Raw genomic sequence first — 17364 nt, 5'->3', positions numbered from 1 at the left:
GTCGCGTCCTGCGGGGCTCGGTACTCCGAATTAGCGCGCCGCAGTGTCCTGCATCTTGAAAACCGTATCTAGGACAAGTGCTGCGGGGTCAAGGTTGACCGCCTGACCATGGCGCATGCGGGCCGTGACCTGCGCCGCCAGATCCGCCCAGGCACGCGCCTTTTGCGGCGTCGGTGAAAGCCGCGACAGCACAGCTGCCTCCTGCGGGGCGGCTTCCGGCTGCGGTGCGCCTCCCGTGGCCCCAGTACGCGCCAGCCGGGCCAGCGCCGTATCAATGAGGGTGAGCAGCAGCTCAAATTTCTCTGCACCACCCCGTGCTGCGGCCTGTTCCGCCAGCGCCATCGCGCGCTGCCGATCCAGCCGGGGCAGGCTGTCCAGCAGCCGCACCACATCGCTATAGGCCTGCAAACCACCCAGGTTCAGCAGCCTCAGCGCCGCCCCGACCGAGCCATTGGACAGCGCGGCCAGATGGTCAGCTTGCTTTGGCAGCTCAGCGCCTGCCTGCGTCAGGGCCGCCTGCATGTCCTCAGCGCTCAGCGGTGCAAACCGCAACAGCCGACAACGTGAGCGGATCGTCGGCAACAGTCGCGAAGGTTGATGCGATACCAGCAGCAGGGTTGTGCGGGCAGGTGGCTCTTCCAGCATCTTCAACAGCGCATTGGCGGCACTGGTGTTCATATCATCTGCGGCATCCACAATCACCACCCGGCGCCCGCCGTCTGTGGCCGAAAGGCCAAAGAACTTGTTCAGCGCCCGAATGTCATCGACCACAATCTGGTCGCGCAGCTTGCCCTTGTCGTTCTCGCTGCGGGTAATCGACGCCAGCCCCGGCTCCGCCAGCGCCTGAATGCGGTGCATCACCGGATGATCCATCCCGATATCCAGCGAGGTGGCAGGCGGTGGTGCCCCAAACAGCCCCGCATCCTCCGCAGGCGGCTGCGATAGCAAAAACGCCGCAATGCGCCAGGCCAGCGTTGCCTTGCCGACGCCCTGAGGTCCGGTCAGCAGCCAGCCATGATGCAGCCGGTCCGAGTTGAAGGCGGTCAGGAAATCCTGTTCTGCCTGCGCCTGTCCGAACAGCTGCTGCGTCTCACGCGGGTGCGGCGCACCCGCGGTCTGATCCGCGCGCAGGGGGGGCTCATCCTTGCTCATGCGCCTGCGTCCCCCTCAGACGCGGGCAGGGCGGTGGAGACAACCTCCAGCACATCGCGCGCGACGCTGTCCATCGGGCGGTCCCCGTCAATCACGCGAAACCGGTCGGCAAATTCCTCCGCCAATGCGAGAAACCCGGCGCGCATCTGCTGTTGCAGATCCAGACCGAAATCCTCGAACCGCTCTTCGCTGCCCTGGCGGCCCTTGGCGCGCGCCAGCCCCTTGGCCGGGTCCATGTCGATCAGGATGGTCAGATCCGGTTCACGGCCGATCATCAGGCTGTGCAACTGATCCACACTCTGGCGCAGATCGCCGCGCGACAGCCCCTGATACATCCGCGTGCTATCGGCAAAGCGGTCACAGACCACCACTTTGCCCGCCGCCAGCGCAGGCAGGATCCGCCGTTCCATATGGTCGCGCCGCGCGGCGGTGAACAGCAACAGCTCGGTTTCCGCAGACCAGCGGTCGGGGTCCCCCTCCAGCACCAGACGGCGGATTTCCTCCGCGCCATCTGAACCGCCGGGTTCGCGGGTCAGAACAACCTCTAACCCCTGCGCCTGCAAGGCCTCCGCCAGCAGGCGACATTGTGTTGATTTGCCAGAACCGTCGATGCCCTCAAAGGTCACGAACAGGCCAGGGGAGGCGTCCACTGCGACGCCGGTTTTGGCCGCTATCACTGGCTGGCCTCAGGGCCGCTGAGGAAACGTTTCACCAGCACTTCGGCAGCGGTCTTCACCCGCACCGGGAAGCCACCGGTCGGAATGTCCTTCTCCGCCACCAGCGGCAGACGCACCTCCGGCAACTCATCTGGTTGCAGCACCAGTTCTGCCAATTTCTGGCCTTTCTCGATGGGCGCATCAATCGGCCCTGTATAGACCACCTCGCCAGTGATTTCACGACCGGCAAGGGCGGGCAGCAACACGGTCAGATCCTCCGCTGGTACCAGCCCTACGGTTGCCTCTGCCCCGCGCCAGACCTCGGCTTCCGCGACCGGAACACCCGCTTTAGCCACCGTTTTTTTGGCAAATTGGCGAAACGACCAGTTAACCAGGGCCTCAGCCTCCTCTGCGCGGGCGGTGGTGCTGTCCAGACCGGTGATCACGAAAATCACCCGCCGGTCGCCCTGTGCTGCGGAGCCGACCAGACCATAGCCCGCCTCCGAGGTATGGCCGGTCTTCAGACCATCCGCGCCAATACCGAGACCCAGCAGCGGGTTGCGGTTGCGCACATTGGAGGGCGCGCGGCCGTCAAATTCAAACTCCCGCTCGGCAAACAGCGGATAATACTGCGGGAAATCCTCGATCAGCTTTTCAGCAAGGATCGCCAGATCCTCCACCGACATACGGTGTCCGGCGGCGGGCCAGCCATTGGAATTGGCGAAGGTGGAGTTCTCCATCCCCATCTCCTGCGCCCGCTTGGTCATGTAGCGGGCAAAACCCGCCTCGGTACCATCCGGGCTCAGCGCTTCGGCCAACACCACGCAGGCGTCATTGCCCGACAGCACGATAATCCCGCGCAAGAGATCCTCCACCCGGACCCGATCCTGGGTGTTGAGGAACATGGTCGAGCCTTTGTAGCTCATGGCATGCTGGCTGACGGGCAGCCGCTCATCCAGTGTCAGGCGACCATCGCGGATCGCCTCAAACGCCACGTAAAGCGTCATCAGCTTCGACATCGACGCAGGCGGCAGCGCGAGATCGGCGTTCTTGGCCAGCAGCACTGTATCGGTCTCCTGATCCAGCACATAGGCGGCGCGGGCGCGGGTATCAAAGGCCGCAGCCGACAGCGCTGAGAGGCTGACCAACAGGCCAGCCGCACAGGTGAGTTTCAAAGCAGAGCGAAGCGGAGAGGGGAGAAAGGTCATAACGAGATCGTCTTTCCGGTTGGTCACGTCAGGCAGAGCCGCACAAGCGAGGTCAATTGGTGACCGCATAGGCATCGGAGAAGCCGACGCCCTTGACGCTCTTCAGCAGCTGACTGCGTTCGGATTTCGATTGGGCAGGCCCGACCAGCACCCGCCAGAACGGTTTGCCGTTGCTGGACTGGGACAGGACTGAGGGCATAAGCCCGGCATTGCGCATCTGATCGGCGGTGCGTTTGGCATTGGCCTCAACACTGAAAATACCGATCTGGATATAGGGTTTGGTCAGGGGCGAGCTGGCTGCAGCCGCCCTGGTCGCCGCAGAGGTTGCCGCCGCTGTGGTCGATTGCGCAGGCGCAACAGCGGTCGGGGCCGCCGCGTCGATGGCTGCCGCAGCACCAGCGATCGGGTCCAGCGGTTGTGTGTCGATATCGCCGCCATCGGCAAGGGCAACATCCGCATCCTCAAGGGTGACGTCCGCAGGTTGTTCCGGGTCGGCAACTTTTTCGCTGCGCAGCGCGGTTACATTCAGTTCAACCGGTGCGCCCGCCAACATGCCCAGAGCTTCGGACGCATCCGAGGACACCTGCAGCCGGGGACCGGGAATTTCCCGCTCACGCCGGAACAGCGCACCGATCACAAATTTGCCATTGGCCTGATTGCGGATGATCACCTGTTCGGGATCTTCGGCATCCGGATGCGCGACCCAAACGCCGCCCAGCGACGGACGCCCATCCCAAAGACCCGCTTCGGTCACCTGAAACACCTCCGGTGCCTCCACCTCGCGTTCGACCAGTCGGGTACTGCTGGAGGGGGTCACGGCGCCGTCTTCCTGTGGCTTTGGTTTGAGGAAGGCCAACCCGGGGCCCTCTTCGCAGGCGCCGAGGATCATTAGCCCGGCCAAGGCCGCCGCAAGCCGTCGGCCCCGGCGCGAAGACCCTTGGCCTTTGGCGCTGTGTTTGCGTGTCGACATAGCGTGAACCATGTGTGCTTCCTTGCCCGTATCTGACGGCGCTTTGCGCCTTCTTATGCGCGCTGTCCTGCGCTCCGTGCCGATTGCTTCGGCGTCAGCTGTTCCTGTACCGGTTGTTCCGGCGCCCTTATGATGGGCGCAGCATAGCCGCCACGCCAACGCAAGGAAACCCTGCCACAGCGCGCTCGGCAAGTTTTCGGCGATTGCGGATCCCTGTGCCAGCCCGTCACAGTCAGCACCCGGCGCAGGGTATCCGGGACAGGCGGCGGGCACCGCGAAACAGGATAGGATGCAATTCCCTCTTGCCAGACGGGCAACCAGCGCCTAAACCCTGCGCCGACCGGGGAGGTGGCAGAGTGGTCGAATGCGGCGGTCTTGAAAACCGTTGAACGTGAGAGCGTTCCCAGGGTTCGAATCCCTGTCTCCCCGCCACTCCAGCCGCCTCGAGCGCTGGTTGCCACTCCTGACAACGTGTCTCGTCGACCCATCTCTTGCGGTCTTTTTATGGATCGTTTCCGCTGTTGTCTCATGTCATGGGCCGCACAGGCGTGCGGCGGCTGTCAGTCCCGCCGTAGTAGATAGATATCCATGATCCAGCCATGATCCGCGCGGGCGTTGGCGCGGGTTTCGATGATCTGATCGCTGACCTCTCCCAACGGACCTGAGATCGAAATCTCATTTTCCATTCCGGCGTAGGCGCTCCACCAGATCTGAAGGCCTGCGGGATCAAGCGAGCGGAACGAACAGGCGCCATCCAGCATCACCACCAGCGTCTCGGTCCCCTCCGGCCAGCCCGCATCACGCAGCTGCCGCCCGGTGGTAATGGTGAAGGGGCCATTGATGGTATTGACCGGAATCGCATGGGCGGCTGTCAGCGCCTGAATGGAGGTGATGCCGGGAATGACGCGTAGGGCAATCTCGGCCCGCCTCTTGAGCCGGTCAGCAATGCGCATCGTGCTGTCATAGAGCGACGGATCCCCCCAGACCAGAAAGCCGATCTTGCCACCTTCGGGCAGATGGGTGGTGATGGTTTGCCACCAGATCTCGGCAATGGCGTCATGCCAGTCATCGACCCGCTGACGATAATCCTGCGTCGCCTCATCCCGCACCGGCAGGTCAAATTCCACGATACGGGGCGCGGGGTGGTCCGGGCCGCCCTCGCGGATCGCTGCGGCGCAGATTGCTTGGCGCAGCCCTGCCAGATCGTCCTTGCCCGCGCCCTTGTTGGGGATCAGGATCAGATCCTGCGCATTCAGCGCCTCTACCGCTTGCAAGGTCAGATGCTGCGGGTTGCCGGTGCCGATACCAATCAGGGTAAGCTCAATCATTGCGGGCCTTTCAAATGAAAACACGGCGTCTAAGGTGGGGCCGTGCCGGTTCAGTCATGTGCCAAGGATCAGGCGGTGTCGTAAAGTTGCAGTGTCGCCCACGCGCAGCAGTGGACGCCACAGATCGTCTTGGCCGCTGCCGGAAAGAAACCGCAGGCACCGCATCCGGGATCAGAGACAGCGTGAAGCCCGGAATGAAATGCACTTCAGAGGCTTCCTCCGGGAAGGTCGGCAGCAGCGTGAAAGCCTGGCACATATCCACGGGCGCGGCACCAGCAGAGATCAGCAGAGGATCGGGCGCGTATCACTGCCTCCGACCGGTGAAGGTCAGCTGTTCTCGGGGGCATCCAACCCGGCATGAGCCGGATCCGCAGGCTGATCGGCAAGCGGGCCATAGAGGATCAGCACCGGTGCGGTGGTTTCCATCGCGCGCAGCACCTCCGGCAGCTCGCCAACTGTATGGCAATGCAAGGATTGCTCCGGCGTAGAAACCCCCAGTGCAATCAGCGCATGGGTTTGGGGTGGCAATCCCGCGTCCAGCAGCTTTTCCGCCAGTGAGGCAAAGGTTCGCTTTCCCATATAGACCACGGTCGTCGCATCCGGATCCGCCAGCGCAGCGAGGTTCAATTGATCGGGCAGCCCGCCGGTGACGTCATGGCCGGTGATGAACTGCAACCGCCGCGCGGTTAGCCGCCGGGTCAGCGGGATATTCGCCGCCGCCGCCGCTGCTGACGCCGCCGTAACACCGGGCACGATCTCAAACCCGATGCCCGCCTGTCGCAAAGCGGTGATTTCTTCCTCCAGCCGGCCGAAGACACCGGAATCCCCTGATTTCAGCCGGACCACATGCTGGCCACTCTGGGCGTAGTCAACCAGCAGCTGGCTCACATGGTCCTGCTTGGGTGAGGGGCGGCCGGCGCGTTTGCCGACGCCCACCAGATCCGCATCGGCGCGGGCATGGCTCAGGATCGGGCCGGAGGACAGATCGTCAAACAGCACTGCATCCGCCGCCTCCAGCCGTTTGACGGCCTTGACCGTCAGCAGCTCCGGGTCGCCGGGGCCGGAGGAGACAAAGGAGACAAAGCCGCTCATGCCTGTTCTCCCGTGATCAGGTGGAAGAAGGTGCCGGTCACATGCCCCTTAATCGAGCCGGTCTCCGGCACCGGATTGCCGTCGGCGTCCATGACATGTGCCAGCGGCGCGTCGGGTTCTTCCAGAATGGTGGAGTAATGGAACTCATGCCCGCGCAGGGCGGTGCCCGCGCCAAATCCCGGCATCCCGGCTTGCAGCACGGCCCGGCGGTAGCCGAGGTGGAATTTGCGCTTCTCGTAAGAGGTCACAAGACCCAGAAGCCCCAGCATCTGGTGGCGGGTGCCCGCCTTGTCGATCAGGGCCTCGCCCAGGGCCATGTAGCCGCCGCATTCGCCATGCACCGGTTTGGTCTCGGCATGTTTGCGGATGCCCGCACGGAAGGTCTCTGCTGCGGCCAGCGTGCCGCCGTGCAGCTCAGGATAGCCACCGGGCAACCAGACCAGATCGGCATCTGCCGCGGGGGCCTCATCGGCCAGCGGCGAGAACGGCAGGATTTCTGCGCCCGCCGCGCGCCAGCCGGTCAGCAGATGCGGATAGGTAAAGGAAAACGCCGCATCGCGCGCCAGCGCAATCCGCTGGGCAGGCGGAGTTGGCAGGCTGGCAGGCGCAGGGGCCGCCCCCGACAGTGCCGCCGATTTGATTGCCTCCAGATTCACATGCTCACGCAGGAAGGATGCATAGCCTGCGATGGCGGCTTCCAGATCGGGGTGCTCAACTGCCTGAATGAGGCCCAGATGCCGCTCCGGCAGCGCCAGATCACCACGCCGGGGCAGGGAACCCAGCACCTTGATCCCGGCCTTTTCCATGCCCAATCGCGTCAGCCGTTCATGGCGCGGGCTGGCAACCCGGTTCAGGATGACGCCGGCAAAAGGCACATCGGTGTCATAGTTCTTGAACCCCAGCGCCGTGGCCGCCGCCGATTGCGCCTGTCCGCCCACATCGACCACCAGCACCACCGGCCAGCCCATGCGTTTGGCGGTCTCGGCAGAGGAACCAAAGCCAGACTGCCCGCGCGTGGCCACACCGTCATAAAGCCCCATGGAGCCTTCGCCGATGCAGATTTCTGCACCTGCCGATTGTGCTGTGACCGCATCCAAGAGGCCCGCGTCCATCGCCCAGGTATCGAGGTTGAAGCTGGGTCGTTTGGCAGCCGCCAGATGGAACGCCGGGTCGATATAATCCGGCCCGCTCTTATAAGGTTGGACGGTCAGCCCATCCTCTGCCAGCGCCCGCAAAAGGCCGAGCATCACGGTTGTCTTGCCGGTACCCGAGGAGGGCGCCGAGATCATCAGTCCGGGAGGGTTCATGTTTGTCATCAGATCAATCGTCCCCATGGCTCCAGCTCGACCACGGGCTGTCGGCGCTTTGCGGCCGGTAGCGGCGGTCGTAGTCGGTGGAATAGAGGCAGCTTTCGTCAAAGCCCTCGCCCTTCAGCACCGGCCCCACCAGGATCAGCGCGGTGCGGGAGATCTTTTCATCCAGCGAGTCCTTGAGTGTCTCCAGGGTGGCGCGGATGATCTGCTGATCCGGCCAGCTGGCGCGGTAGACCACGGCCACCGGGCAGTCCGCGCCGTAATGCGGAGTCAGGCTGTCCACCACATGGTCTAGGTTGCCGATCGACAGGTGAATGGCCAGCGTGGAGCCGGTTTTGGCAAAGTTCTCCAGCGATTCACCTTCCGGCATCGACGACGCGCGTCCCGGCGTGCGGGTCAGCACCACCGACTGGCCCAGACCCGGCAGGGTCAGCTCTGTGCCAAGCGCGGCAGCGGCGGCAGCAAAGGACGGCACACCGGGGGTGACGGATACCGGGATGCCCTCGGCCTTTAGTCGGCGCAACTGTTCGCCCATCGCCGACCACACCGACAGATCGCCGGAATGCAGCCGCGCGACATCGTGACCAGCTTCATGCGCGGACTTGATCTCGGCCACGATGGCCTCCAGGTCCATCGCTGCGGTGTTCACGATCTTCGCGTCTGCCGGGCAATGGCTCAGGATCTCCTTCGGCACCAGCGAACCGGCGTAAAGGCACACCGGGCAGGACGCGATGATATCGCGCCCGCGCAGGGTCAGAAGGTCGGCAGCGCCCGGTCCGGCGCCAATGAAGTGAACGGTCATGGCTCAAGTCTTTCTGCTATGGCCGCGGTGGCAAGCCCATCCGCGGTGACAACTCTCGGGGCGAGAAGACGCGCTTTGGCGCCCGCCACCCCATGGCGCGCGCCCGCCAGCGCCGCGGCTTCCGCCAGCGAGCCGGTGGCGAACCGCGCCTTGATCCTTGGCGAGCAGGTCAATGTCTGCTCCCCGGCAATATCCTGTTCCTGCAAGGCAATCACAGGCAGGCCGATGCTGCGCGCAAAGTCCTGCATGGCAGGGGTATGGGCCTTTGCAGCGATGGAGGCGATGGCATCCACGCTCTGATCGCACAACGCCAGCGCCGCCGCTAAATCCGCTGCTGTTGCAGCCTCGCGAAATCCGATCCCGGCCACTTTCATCGGGTGACGCTCCATTGGATAACCGGCCGCGCCCGCTGCCAGTCACGCATGGATCCCAAGGGGCCAGCCTCGGCGATCTCCGCTTTCAGCAGATGGCCGCCGCGCGCCGCATGGGCCTGCATCAGCAGGGTTTCGGTTTCCAGCGTCACACCATTGGCTACGAGGCGGGTGCCTTCGGGCAGGATGTTCCACAGATGGTCCAGCAGTTCTTGCGAGCCGCCGCCGCCGATGAACACGCAGTCAGGCTTTTCAAATCCGTCCAGCACATCCGGAGCTTTGCCCAGCACGGGTTTCATCCGATGGTCCAACCCGAACGCGGCAGCATTGGCGCGGATGTTCTCCAACCGCTCTTCGCGCGGTTCAAAGGTGATCGCCCGCGCGCCCCGTGCCGCCAGACACCATTCGACCGAGACCGAGCCGGAGCCGCCGCCGATGTCCCACAACAGCTCGCCTGTGCGCGGTGCTAGGGCCGACAGGGTCAACGCGCGGATAGGCCGCTTGGTGATCTGCCCGTCGCTGGCAAAATGCGCATCCGCCAGCCCTGACGCCTGAGGCAGGCCCTTGTGGCCTGCGGCCTCAATCGCCACGGCGACGGGGGCCTGAATATCCTGTAGCCCGAACCCTTCGGCAATGGCAGGGCGCACCCGCTGCCGCGGCCCACCTAGGCATTCCATCACGGTGAGCTTTGACGCTCCGAACCCTTCAGCGGTCAGCCATGCCGCTAGCTCTGCCGGGGCTTCACCGTCGCGCATGGTGCAGATCACGCGGCTGCCGTTCCCCAGCAAGGGCCGCAGCCGCGCATAGGGCGCTGCGTGCAGGCCAAGGCACAGCACCTCTTCCAACTTCCACGCCAGATGGTTGGCCGCCAGCGCAAAGGTCGACGGGACCGGGTAAGAGACCCACTCGCCCGCCTCAAGATGCCGCGCCAAGGAGCCGCCGGCGCCATGCCAGAACGGATCGCCGGAGGCCAGAACAGCGACGTTGCGGCCTCTCTTCTCCAGCACGGGTTCGATGGAAAACGGCACTGGCCAGGGCTGGCCCTTGCTGCCCGCACCCGCCAGTTCCAGATGCCGCGGGCCGCCAAAGATTATCTCAGCCTCCGCCAGCGCCTTCCGGCTTGCATCACTCAGGCCTTCCAGTCCATTTTCGCCCAGACCTATGATTTTCAGCCAGGGTTTTGAGAGGCCATCAGACATGACACGCATCCTCCTTCTGGGCGGCACCACCGAGGCCTCGACACTGGCCAGAACCCTGGCCGAGGCGGGCAGGGATGCGGTGTTTTCCTACGCGGGCCGCACCGCTAAACCGGTCAGCCAGCCCTTGCCGACCCGTGTTGGCGGCTTTGGCGGCGTGGACGGGCTGGCGGCCTATCTGCAAGCCGAAAACATAACCCATGTCGTCGATGCCACCCATCCCTTCGCCGCGCAAATGAGTACCAACACGGTTCAGGCCTGCGAGGCAGCAGGCGTGCCCCTCTGCGCCTTTGAGCGCCCGGCCTGGCAGGCCGGCGAGGGCGACACTTGGGTTCACACAGACAGTGTTGACGGGGCCGTGGATGCGCTGCCGGATACCCCCGCCCGCGTGTTTCTGGCGATTGGCAAACAGAACCTGACCCAATTTGCAGCCAAACCCCAGCACCACTACCTGCTGCGGCTGGTGGACGCGCCGGAGGCCCCCTTGCCGCTGCCGCACACCACGGTCGAGATTGCCCGCGGGCCGTTTGATGCGGCGGGCGATACCGCGCTGATGCGGCGCCATGGCATCACTCATGTGGTTGCTAAAAACGCCGGCGGCGCGGGTGCTGCGGCCAAACTCACTGCCGCGCGCACCCTCAGTCTGCCGGTCATCATGATCGGCAGGCCGCAGGTGCCCGAACGGCCCGTCATGGGCAGCGTGGCAGAGGTTATGGCCTGGATTGCTCATCCTTCGGCAGCGTAACGGGGGGTGTAGACGTAGCTGCCAATCCGGCGGGTGTCGCGGTTGCCGACAATCACCACGGTGCGCATGTCGGCCATCTCAGGCGTTGCGTCCTTCAGTGGCACGGTCAGCAGCTCCTGTCCCGGCTTGGTCACGTCGCGGGCAAAGGTGATCAGCGTATCCTGTCCGCAAGCGTCGCGCAGGATCTCCAGCGCGCGGGCGAACTGATGCGGCCGCGACTTGGAGCGCGGGTTGTAGAACGCCATCGCCAGTCCGGCCTCACCCACCAGCTGCAGGCGCTTTTCGATCAGGCTCCAGGGTTTCAGGTTGTCGCTGAGGTTGATGGCGGCAAAGTCATGCCCCAAGGGCGCGCCGGTGGCCGCAGCAGCGGCCAGCATCGCGGTGATGCCGGGCAGCACTTTGATATCCAGATCCAGCCACTCGGGGTGGCTTTCAACGCTGTTTTCCAGCGCCTCAAACACGGCGGAGGCCATGGCGAAGACCCCCGGATCGCCGGAGGACACCACAACAACCCGCTTGCCCGTGGCGGCCATTTCCAGCGCATGGGTGGCGCGGTCCACTTCGACCCGGTTGTCAGTGGCGTGCAGGGTCAGGCCCTCGCGCGGCGCGATGCGCTTCACATAGGGGATATAGCCAACGATATCCGTGGCCTCATCAATGGCGTCACGCACCTCCTGGGTCACCAGCGCCTCATTGCCGGGGCCAAGACCGGCAATCACCACCCAGCCATTTACCGCGATGCTCATGGTCGGCGCCCCTGTCCGTGAACCAATACGATGGAGAAATAGGGCACCTCGCCCGTGATCTCCGACAGCTTCTGCACGGTCTGGCCGGGCATGGTGCCGCGCTCGACCAGCCAGGCGTCATCGGCGCGGCCCGCACGCTCCAGCGCACGGCGTAGCTTGGGCAGGTTGCGGCCGATCTTCATCACCACCAGCGCGTCCGTCTCGGCGGCGCGTTTGGCCAGCTCATCCTCGCTGAGGGTGGCCATCGCCACGGTCAGCACATCGTCCCCCCAAGTGATCGGCTGGCCGGAGGCGGTCCAGCAGCCGGACATGCCGGTGATGCCGGGAATGATCTCCTGTTCGGCACGGCCCTGCAGGCGGGTATAGAGATGCATGTAAGACCCATAAAGGAACGGGTCGCCCTCGCAGAGTACCACCACATCCTCGTCCTGCGCGATCTCGGCCAGAGTGTCGGCCCATTGGTCGTAGAACGCCGCCAGCATCCGGTTGTACTCGGGGTCCGAGAAATGGATCTCGGTGGTGACCGGGTATTCCATCGCGTGCTCGGTGACGCCCTCGGTCAGCATCCCGTCCACTATCGCGCGGGCCTGACCTTTGCGGCCGACCTTGCGGAAATAGGCGATGTGGCGCGCGTTTGAGATCAGCCGGTGCGACCGGACGCTCATCAGGTCAGGATCACCGGGGCCAAGCCCTGCGCAGAAGACTGTACCCATGGTTACTCTTTCCAGCTCGCCAGCGCGTTCACCGCCGCGACGGTGATGGCGGAGCCACCCAAACGCCCTTTGACGATCATTGAGGGAACCGGCAGGTCCTCCATCAGCGCGTCCTTGGATTCCATCGCGCCGACAAACCCCACCGGGCAGCCGATGATCGCGGCGGGGCGGGGGCAATCAGGGTCTTTCAGCATGTTCAGCAGGTGGAACAGCGCGGTGGGGGCGTTGCCGATGGCGACCACGGCGCCCTCCAGTTTCAGGCGCCACAGTTCGAGGGCCGCAGCAGAGCGCGTGTTGGACATCTCCTTGGCCATCCCCGGCACCTTTGGGTCGCGCAGAGTGCAGATCACCTCGTTGTTTGCGGGCAAACGCGGGCGGGTGATGCCTTCGCTGACCATATAGGCATCACAGAGGATTGGCGCGCCCTTGGCCAGCGCCGCGCGGGCGGTCTCGGCCATGCCCTCGGAAAACCGCACGTGCTCTTCCAGCCCCACCATGCCGGCGGCGTGGATCATGCGGACAACGACGCTTTCCTCGTCCTTGTTGAAGCGCGCCAGATCAGCCTCGCGGCGGATGGTGGCAAAGCTTTCGGCGTAGATCGCAGCGCCGTTGGTTTCATAGGTGTGGAGCATGTCAGCTGCCCTCTGTAAGTAGGTCGGGAGCGGCGCGCAAGCGGGCGGCGCTCAGGGAGGTGTTTAGCGGGTGATCGGCGGCAGTGCCATTGCAGATCAGATCAAATCGGTCAGTACCGGTCGCTGTCAGAACCAGATCGGCGGGACGCGGGTGGGCGCAGCCCTTGGCACATCCTGAAATATGCAGATGTTGACCAACGGGAACCGCAGCGGCCAGATCACGCGCCAGATCGCGCGTTGCCGCGCGCGCCTGCGGGCAACCGGGCGCGCCGGTGCAGGCGCTCACACGCAGGCGGGGATCCGTTGCGTCCAGGATCAGACCGGGCAGGGGCGGCAGGCTGTCGATGCCTTCCACCAGCAGCATCCGCCAGGGCGTCAGACGCAGCGCGCCGTAATCGGCAAGTTTGGCCAGCGTGCGGGCAGGCATCTGGCCGAACTCCAGTGCCACCAGCAGGCCAAAGGGGGTCACACCCGGTCGCGGTGGTGCAATATGCTTTGCGCTGGGAGGGAGTGCCACATGCGCCGGGGGCGCGCTGCGGCGCGCAATCAGCTGGTGCATTCTGCCACGCCCCTCGGACGCGCCGCCTTGATCAAGAAACCAGCGGGCGAGGTTCAGGGCCTCCTGCGCTGCGGTTTTTGCGGACACGGCCAGACCGGTTGGCGCGCCATCTGCGCGCAGGATCAGCCCATCCGCATTGCTCTGATCGCGCTCAATACGGATATCGGCAGCGGTATCCGTCAGGACCGGCATCGTGCCGCAGTCGATGGCAAAGCCGAACTTGCCCGGCAATTCCAGATCCTCCGCCTGGCGTAACGCCTGCGTCAGAGCCTTGGCAATCCGGTGACCGTCATCCCCCACCTGCCAGAAGGGCGTCAGGGTGATATTGCGCCGCGCCTCGGCACTCGCATCCTCATCCACCAGACCAAGATCACGCAGCCCGGCGATCAATGCTGCGTGGGCCTCTTCGCGGATGCCGCGCAGCTGCAGGTTGGCGCGCGCCGAGATATCCACGAGTCCAGAGCCATGCGCCTGCGAGAGAGTGGCCAGACCGCGTGCCTGTTCTGGCGTAAGCCGCCCCAAAGGCGCGCGCACCCGCACCACCAGCCCGTCACCCGACATCATCGGGCGCAGCGCACCGGGGCACCAGCCATAGACCTTAGGTTGGGTGGGGCGGGCGGAGGTCATACTACGACGCCCAGCTCGGCGACGATGGAGTTGCGCCGGGTGCTCCAGAGACCTGCTTCCATCAGGGCCTGAAACCTGTCGCGCATGGCCTGAAGCGCTTCGGGGTTTTCACGGCTCATGAACTCAACCAGATCGTCGCGGCCCAACGTGGCCTCGAAGTAGAGATCAAAGAGATGCGGCTGCACCACCTGCGCAAGATGCGCGAAGGCGGCCATGTGATCCAGCGTCGCCGCGATTTCGGCCGCGCCGCGAAACCCGTGGTTCATCATTGAGGTCGCCCAGTCCCGGTTGGCGGCGCGGGCGCGGGTGACACGGGCGATTTCTTCGCCCAAGCTACGCGCCTGCGGTTTGTCCGGGCGGGTGGCATCCATATGGTAGAGGGCGGGCGCAGACTGCCCCAGTCGCGCCATGGCCGCCGCAAATCCCGCCTCATGCGCGGCGTAATCTGAGGCCACCAGCAGATCGGTCTCCGGCAGGTCCTGCAGGTGCACGAAACTATCCGCACCCTGCAGCCTGGCCTCCAGCGCATCACGGGCATCGCGGATATCTCCCATGGCGTCGATCGCGTGCGAAGAGGCATTGAGCCAGGCCTCGCCCGCCGCCTGCCGGGCTTCGTCGGTGTAATCATCCAGATGCGGGTTCATCGACAGGCCGTACTGACCCGGCTTGGGGCCAAAGACACGGGGCGTCTCGGTCAGATAGGGGTTGTCGGCAGCACTTTCCTCACGCGCAGCAAGCGCGCCTGCGGCGGCCTCGAACATCTGGGCGAGACCTGGAAAGACATCGCGAAACAGGCCGGAGACGCGCAGCGTCACATCGATGCGCGGACGGTTCAGCATCGAGAGCGGCAGCACCTCAAACCCCGAAACCCGTTCGGAGTTCTCATCCCATTTGGGAGCCAGCCCGGCAAGATGCAGCGCCATGGCAAATTCCTCACCTGCGGTGCGCATGGTGGCAGAGCCCCAGAGATCAATCACCAACCCTTTGGGCCAGTCGCCATGGTCCTGAAGGTGGCGGCGCAGCAGCTCTTCCGCCAGTTTGACACCTTGGGCCTGCGCCGCCCGCGACGGCACCGCGCGGGGGTCCGTGGTAAAAAGGTTGCGCCCGGTCGGGATCACATCAGCGCGGCCCCGAAAGGGGGAGCCGGAGGGGCCGGGGGCGACCATCTGGCCATTGAGGGCCGCGATCAGCCCGGCGCGTTCGTCCGCCCCACATTGGCCGGTGCCAAAGATATGCAGCCCCTCGCCATATTGGCTTTCCTTGATGTCGCAGACAAAGGCATCGATGCGGGTGATCGCTTCGGCGGCGCAGCTGTCCGGCGCCAACCCCAGATCAGCCTCCACGCCTGTGCCCTGTGCCTCGGCGCGGATGTCGTCGATCAGCCGGTCGCGGCGGGCGGGGTCCAGACCGTCGGCGGTGGAATATTCATCCAGCAGGCTTTCCAGCCGTGCCATACCGTCCGGCAGATTGGTCTGCGCCAGTGGCGGTGGCAGATGGCCGATGGTCACGGCCCCGATGCGGCGTTTGGCCTGGGCCGCCTCGCCGGGGTCATTGACGATAAACGGATAGGCAACCGGCAGCGGGCCGGTCAGCACCTCGGGCCAGCAGGCCTCGGAGAGCGCGACCGATTTCCCGGGCAGCCATTCCAGCGTGCCATGGGCGCCGATGTGCACAAGGGCATCGGCCTGCGCCCGCAGCCACATGTAAAACGCCACATAGGCATGGCGTGGGGTGCGGTCGAGATCATGGTAGTCGTCGACGCGGGTTTTAACCTCGCCGCGCTCCGGCTGCAAAGCAATCAGCGCGTTGCCAGCACGCAAGGCCTTGAAATGAAACGCCCCCTCATGGCAGTCGGGATCCTCTTCCGGCTGGCCCCAGGCCTCAGTCAATGTTTGCTGCAATACCTGCGGTAGGGCAGACAAAGCCGCATGATAATCGGCGAGGGAGACGCTTTGCACCTCCTCCATCAGACGCAGGCCGGTGTTTTCCAGCGGTTCCACGGCATAGCCCTGATCCCAGAGTTCGCGCAGGATTTCATCGCAGGAGGCTAGCGCGTCCAGGCCCACCGCATGGGCCAGATTATGATCCCGTCCCGGATAGGTCGAGAGCACCAGCGCCAGACGTTTGTCATGATTGGGCAGGCGGGAGAGATGTAGCCAGCCCTCGATCCGGTCCACCGCCGCCTTGATCCGGTCCATATCGGCGCGATGGGCAAAGCGGGAATACTGCAGATCGGGGTCTTTCTTGCTCGGCGCCTTGAAGCTGACCAGCCCGGCAAAGATCCGCCCGTCTACTTCGGGCAGCACCACATGCATCGCCAGATCGGCGGGGGACAGGCCGCGATCGGCCTCGGCCCAGTCCCTGCGCCGCGCGGTTGACAGGGCCACCTGAAACACCGGACAGCCGGTGGCCGACAGCGGCGAGGCGCTGCCATCGCTGCCCTGCGCGGAAAATGCCGTGGCGTTGATGATCGCAGCCGGGGCCAGATCCGGCAAGGCACCGCGCAGCCAGTCGCCAGCCTCCGGTGCCTTGAGGCTGGCGGCAAAGACGCCATAGGCGGCATAACCCCGTTCACGCAGTTCCGCGATCAGAGCATCCACGGGGGCGGTGTCGGCGGCGGTCAGATAGGAACGGTAAAAGCTGACCAGAACCAGCGGTTTGCCCTGCGCGGGCAGGTCCGCCACCACACCGTTCTGGGGATCGTAGTAGCCATATTGCGGCACGGATTTCAGACCCGTCACCGGACCGGCATAGAGACCTGCCGCCAGCGACAGCTGGGCCAGCGCGGCCTGTGCGGCCACAGCCCCGCCGGTATCGCAGAGATGTTGTAGCCGGCGCAGGGTTGAAACCGGCAGGGTCGACAGCTCATCCAGTCGCGGATCCTCGCGCCCGTCCGCAGGCAGCACCGCCAGCGCGATGCCTTTGCGGCGGGCCAGATCCTGCAGGGTGGCAAGCCCGTAAGACCAGTAGCTTTCACCGCCGATAAGACGCACGAGGACGCCTTTGGCGCCCTCTAGTGTCTGCGCGGCGTAGACGTCCACCGAGAGCGGATGTTTCAGCGCCACCAGATTGGCGAGCCGCAGCGAGGGCAGCCGGTCCTTGCCGCGATGCCAGCCCGCCGCAAAGGCCCCGAGATCGCTGTCGGAAAACGACAGCACCACCAGATCCGCAGGCGTCTGCCCGAGGTCCTGCGGGGTATCGGTCTCGTCAAGGCCGTGGCTTTCGCGGAAGACGACGTGCATGGGCTTAGTTCC

At 64.9% G+C, this 17364-nt stretch carries 16 protein-coding genes and 1 tRNA gene; 2 read left to right on the top strand and 15 right to left on the bottom strand.

What is annotated here, in order from left to right:
* Nucleotides 1-30 precede the first annotated feature (30 nt).
* Genes GAL_RS13150 through GAL_RS13135 form a run of 4 tightly spaced genes read right to left on the bottom strand, consistent with a single transcriptional unit; the run spans nucleotide 31 to nucleotide 3998 of the window.
* Entirely contained in the window at nucleotides 31-1152 is a 1122-nt protein-coding gene (locus GAL_RS13150) for a DNA polymerase III subunit delta' (RefSeq protein ID WP_024098058.1), read from the bottom strand.
* On the bottom strand, nucleotides 1149-1829 hold the full coding sequence (gene tmk / locus GAL_RS13145; RefSeq protein ID WP_024098057.1) for a dTMP kinase: 681 nt from the start codon (nucleotides 1827-1829) through the stop codon (nucleotides 1149-1151). Before tmk ends, GAL_RS13150 begins: the two co-directional genes overlap by 4 nt.
* Nucleotides 1826-3016 carry a D-alanyl-D-alanine carboxypeptidase family protein gene (locus GAL_RS13140; RefSeq protein WP_040104090.1) on the bottom strand — a complete coding sequence of 397 codons (1191 nt, stop codon included), beginning with the start codon at nucleotides 3014-3016 and terminating at the stop codon, nucleotides 1826-1828. The genes tmk and GAL_RS13140 overlap by 4 nt, the downstream gene beginning before the upstream one ends.
* Before the next feature lie 52 nt (nucleotides 3017-3068).
* Complete coding sequence (locus tag GAL_RS13135) at nucleotides 3069-3998, bottom strand: SPOR domain-containing protein (RefSeq protein ID WP_024098055.1); 930 nt, start codon at nucleotides 3996-3998, stop codon at nucleotides 3069-3071.
* 330 nt (nucleotides 3999-4328) lie between these two features.
* On the opposite strand from GAL_RS13135, the gene GAL_RS13130 reads away from it, so the two are divergent.
* Nucleotides 4329-4418, top strand: a tRNA-Ser gene (locus tag GAL_RS13130).
* Between the two features lie 128 nt (nucleotides 4419-4546).
* Here the strand turns inward: GAL_RS13130 and cobF are convergent.
* From cobF to GAL_RS13100, 6 genes are all read right to left on the bottom strand, one after another.
* Complete coding sequence (cobF, locus tag GAL_RS13125) at nucleotides 4547-5314, bottom strand: precorrin-6A synthase (deacetylating) (protein ID WP_024098054.1); 768 nt, start codon at nucleotides 5312-5314, stop codon at nucleotides 4547-4549.
* A 327-nt stretch (nucleotides 5315-5641) separates the two neighbouring features.
* Nucleotides 5642-6406, bottom strand: a complete 765-nt coding sequence (gene cobA, locus GAL_RS13120) for a uroporphyrinogen-III C-methyltransferase (protein WP_024098053.1) — start codon at nucleotides 6404-6406, stop codon at nucleotides 5642-5644.
* Complete coding sequence (locus GAL_RS13115) at nucleotides 6403-7722, bottom strand: cobyrinate a,c-diamide synthase (protein WP_040104168.1); 1320 nt, start codon at nucleotides 7720-7722, stop codon at nucleotides 6403-6405. Before GAL_RS13115 ends, cobA begins: the two co-directional genes overlap by 4 nt.
* A 4-nt stretch (nucleotides 7723-7726) precedes the next feature.
* Nucleotides 7727-8521: a precorrin-4 C(11)-methyltransferase gene (cobM, locus tag GAL_RS13110; RefSeq protein WP_024098051.1), complete on the bottom strand. Its 795-nt coding sequence runs from the start codon at nucleotides 8519-8521 to the stop codon at nucleotides 7727-7729.
* Entirely contained in the window at nucleotides 8518-8895 is a 378-nt protein-coding gene (locus tag GAL_RS13105; RefSeq protein ID WP_024098050.1) for a cobalamin biosynthesis protein, read from the bottom strand. Before GAL_RS13105 ends, cobM begins: the two co-directional genes overlap by 4 nt.
* Nucleotides 8892-10091, bottom strand: coding sequence for a bifunctional cobalt-precorrin-7 (C(5))-methyltransferase/cobalt-precorrin-6B (C(15))-methyltransferase (locus GAL_RS13100; protein WP_024098049.1), 1200 nt, complete (start codon nucleotides 10089-10091; stop codon nucleotides 8892-8894). Before GAL_RS13100 ends, GAL_RS13105 begins: the two co-directional genes overlap by 4 nt.
* On the opposite strand from GAL_RS13100, the gene GAL_RS13095 reads away from it, so the two are divergent.
* Nucleotides 10090-10833, top strand: coding sequence for a cobalt-precorrin-6A reductase (locus GAL_RS13095; RefSeq protein ID WP_040104089.1), 744 nt, complete (start codon nucleotides 10090-10092; stop codon nucleotides 10831-10833). The genes GAL_RS13100 and GAL_RS13095 overlap by 2 nt on opposite strands.
* Here GAL_RS13095 and cobJ read toward each other — a convergent pair.
* Genes cobJ through cobN form a run of 5 tightly spaced genes read right to left on the bottom strand, consistent with a single transcriptional unit; the run spans nucleotide 10815 to nucleotide 17352 of the window.
* Nucleotides 10815-11579: a precorrin-3B C(17)-methyltransferase gene (gene cobJ / locus GAL_RS13090; protein WP_024098047.1), complete on the bottom strand. Its 765-nt coding sequence runs from the start codon at nucleotides 11577-11579 to the stop codon at nucleotides 10815-10817. The genes GAL_RS13095 and cobJ overlap by 19 nt on opposite strands.
* Nucleotides 11576-12292, bottom strand: a complete 717-nt coding sequence (cobI, locus tag GAL_RS13085; RefSeq protein ID WP_024098046.1) for a precorrin-2 C(20)-methyltransferase — start codon at nucleotides 12290-12292, stop codon at nucleotides 11576-11578. The genes cobJ and cobI overlap by 4 nt, the downstream gene beginning before the upstream one ends.
* A gap of 2 nt (nucleotides 12293-12294) precedes the next feature.
* Nucleotides 12295-12924 carry a precorrin-8X methylmutase gene (locus tag GAL_RS13080; RefSeq protein ID WP_024098045.1) on the bottom strand — a complete coding sequence of 210 codons (630 nt, stop codon included), beginning with the start codon at nucleotides 12922-12924 and terminating at the stop codon, nucleotides 12295-12297.
* A gap of 1 nt (nucleotide 12925) precedes the next feature.
* The gene (gene cobG / locus GAL_RS13075; protein WP_024098044.1) at nucleotides 12926-14110 is read right to left on the bottom strand and encodes a precorrin-3B synthase; all 1185 of its coding nucleotides are present in this window, start codon (nucleotides 14108-14110) and stop codon (nucleotides 12926-12928) included.
* Entirely contained in the window at nucleotides 14107-17352 is a 3246-nt protein-coding gene (gene cobN, locus GAL_RS13070; RefSeq protein ID WP_024098043.1) for a cobaltochelatase subunit CobN, read from the bottom strand. The genes cobG and cobN overlap by 4 nt, the downstream gene beginning before the upstream one ends.
* Between the last annotated feature and the right edge of the window lie 12 nt (nucleotides 17353-17364).

This window comes from Phaeobacter gallaeciensis DSM 26640, assembly GCF_000511385.1.
Lineage (GTDB): Bacteria > Pseudomonadota > Alphaproteobacteria > Rhodobacterales > Rhodobacteraceae > Phaeobacter > Phaeobacter gallaeciensis.
This window is presented reverse-complemented; position numbering and strand designations above follow the sequence as displayed.

Bases quoted from the DNA above. Each gene is read 5' to 3' on its own strand.
- cobN (WP_024098043.1), bottom strand. From the start codon at position 17,352: ATGCACGTCGTCTTCCGCGAAAGCCACGGCCTTGACGAGACCGATACC.
- cobF (WP_024098054.1), bottom strand. From the start codon at position 5,314: ATGATTGAGCTTACCCTGATTGGTATCGGCACCGGCAACCCGCAGCAT.
- GAL_RS13150 (WP_024098058.1), bottom strand. From the start codon at position 1,152: ATGAGCAAGGATGAGCCCCCCCTGCGCGCGGATCAGACCGCGGGTGCG.
- cobM (WP_024098051.1), bottom strand. From the start codon at position 8,521: ATGACCGTTCACTTCATTGGCGCCGGACCGGGCGCTGCCGACCTTCTG.
- cobI (WP_024098046.1), bottom strand. From the start codon at position 12,292: ATGGGTACAGTCTTCTGCGCAGGGCTTGGCCCCGGTGATCCTGACCTG.
- GAL_RS13135 (WP_024098055.1), bottom strand. From the start codon at position 3,998: ATGGTTCACGCTATGTCGACACGCAAACACAGCGCCAAAGGCCAAGGG.
- GAL_RS13095 (WP_040104089.1), top strand. From the start codon at position 10,090: ATGACACGCATCCTCCTTCTGGGCGGCACCACCGAGGCCTCGACACTG.
- GAL_RS13105 (WP_024098050.1), bottom strand. From the start codon at position 8,895: ATGAAAGTGGCCGGGATCGGATTTCGCGAGGCTGCAACAGCAGCGGAT.
- cobA (WP_024098053.1), bottom strand. From the start codon at position 6,406: ATGAGCGGCTTTGTCTCCTTTGTCTCCTCCGGCCCCGGCGACCCGGAG.
- GAL_RS13115 (WP_040104168.1), bottom strand. From the start codon at position 7,722: ATGACAAACATGAACCCTCCCGGACTGATGATCTCGGCGCCCTCCTCG.
- cobJ (WP_024098047.1), bottom strand. From the start codon at position 11,579: ATGAGCATCGCGGTAAATGGCTGGGTGGTGATTGCCGGTCTTGGCCCC.
- GAL_RS13080 (WP_024098045.1), bottom strand. From the start codon at position 12,924: ATGCTCCACACCTATGAAACCAACGGCGCTGCGATCTACGCCGAAAGC.
- GAL_RS13100 (WP_024098049.1), bottom strand. From the start codon at position 10,091: ATGTCTGATGGCCTCTCAAAACCCTGGCTGAAAATCATAGGTCTGGGC.
- cobG (WP_024098044.1), bottom strand. From the start codon at position 14,110: ATGACCTCCGCCCGCCCCACCCAACCTAAGGTCTATGGCTGGTGCCCC.
- GAL_RS13140 (WP_040104090.1), bottom strand. From the start codon at position 3,016: ATGACCTTTCTCCCCTCTCCGCTTCGCTCTGCTTTGAAACTCACCTGT.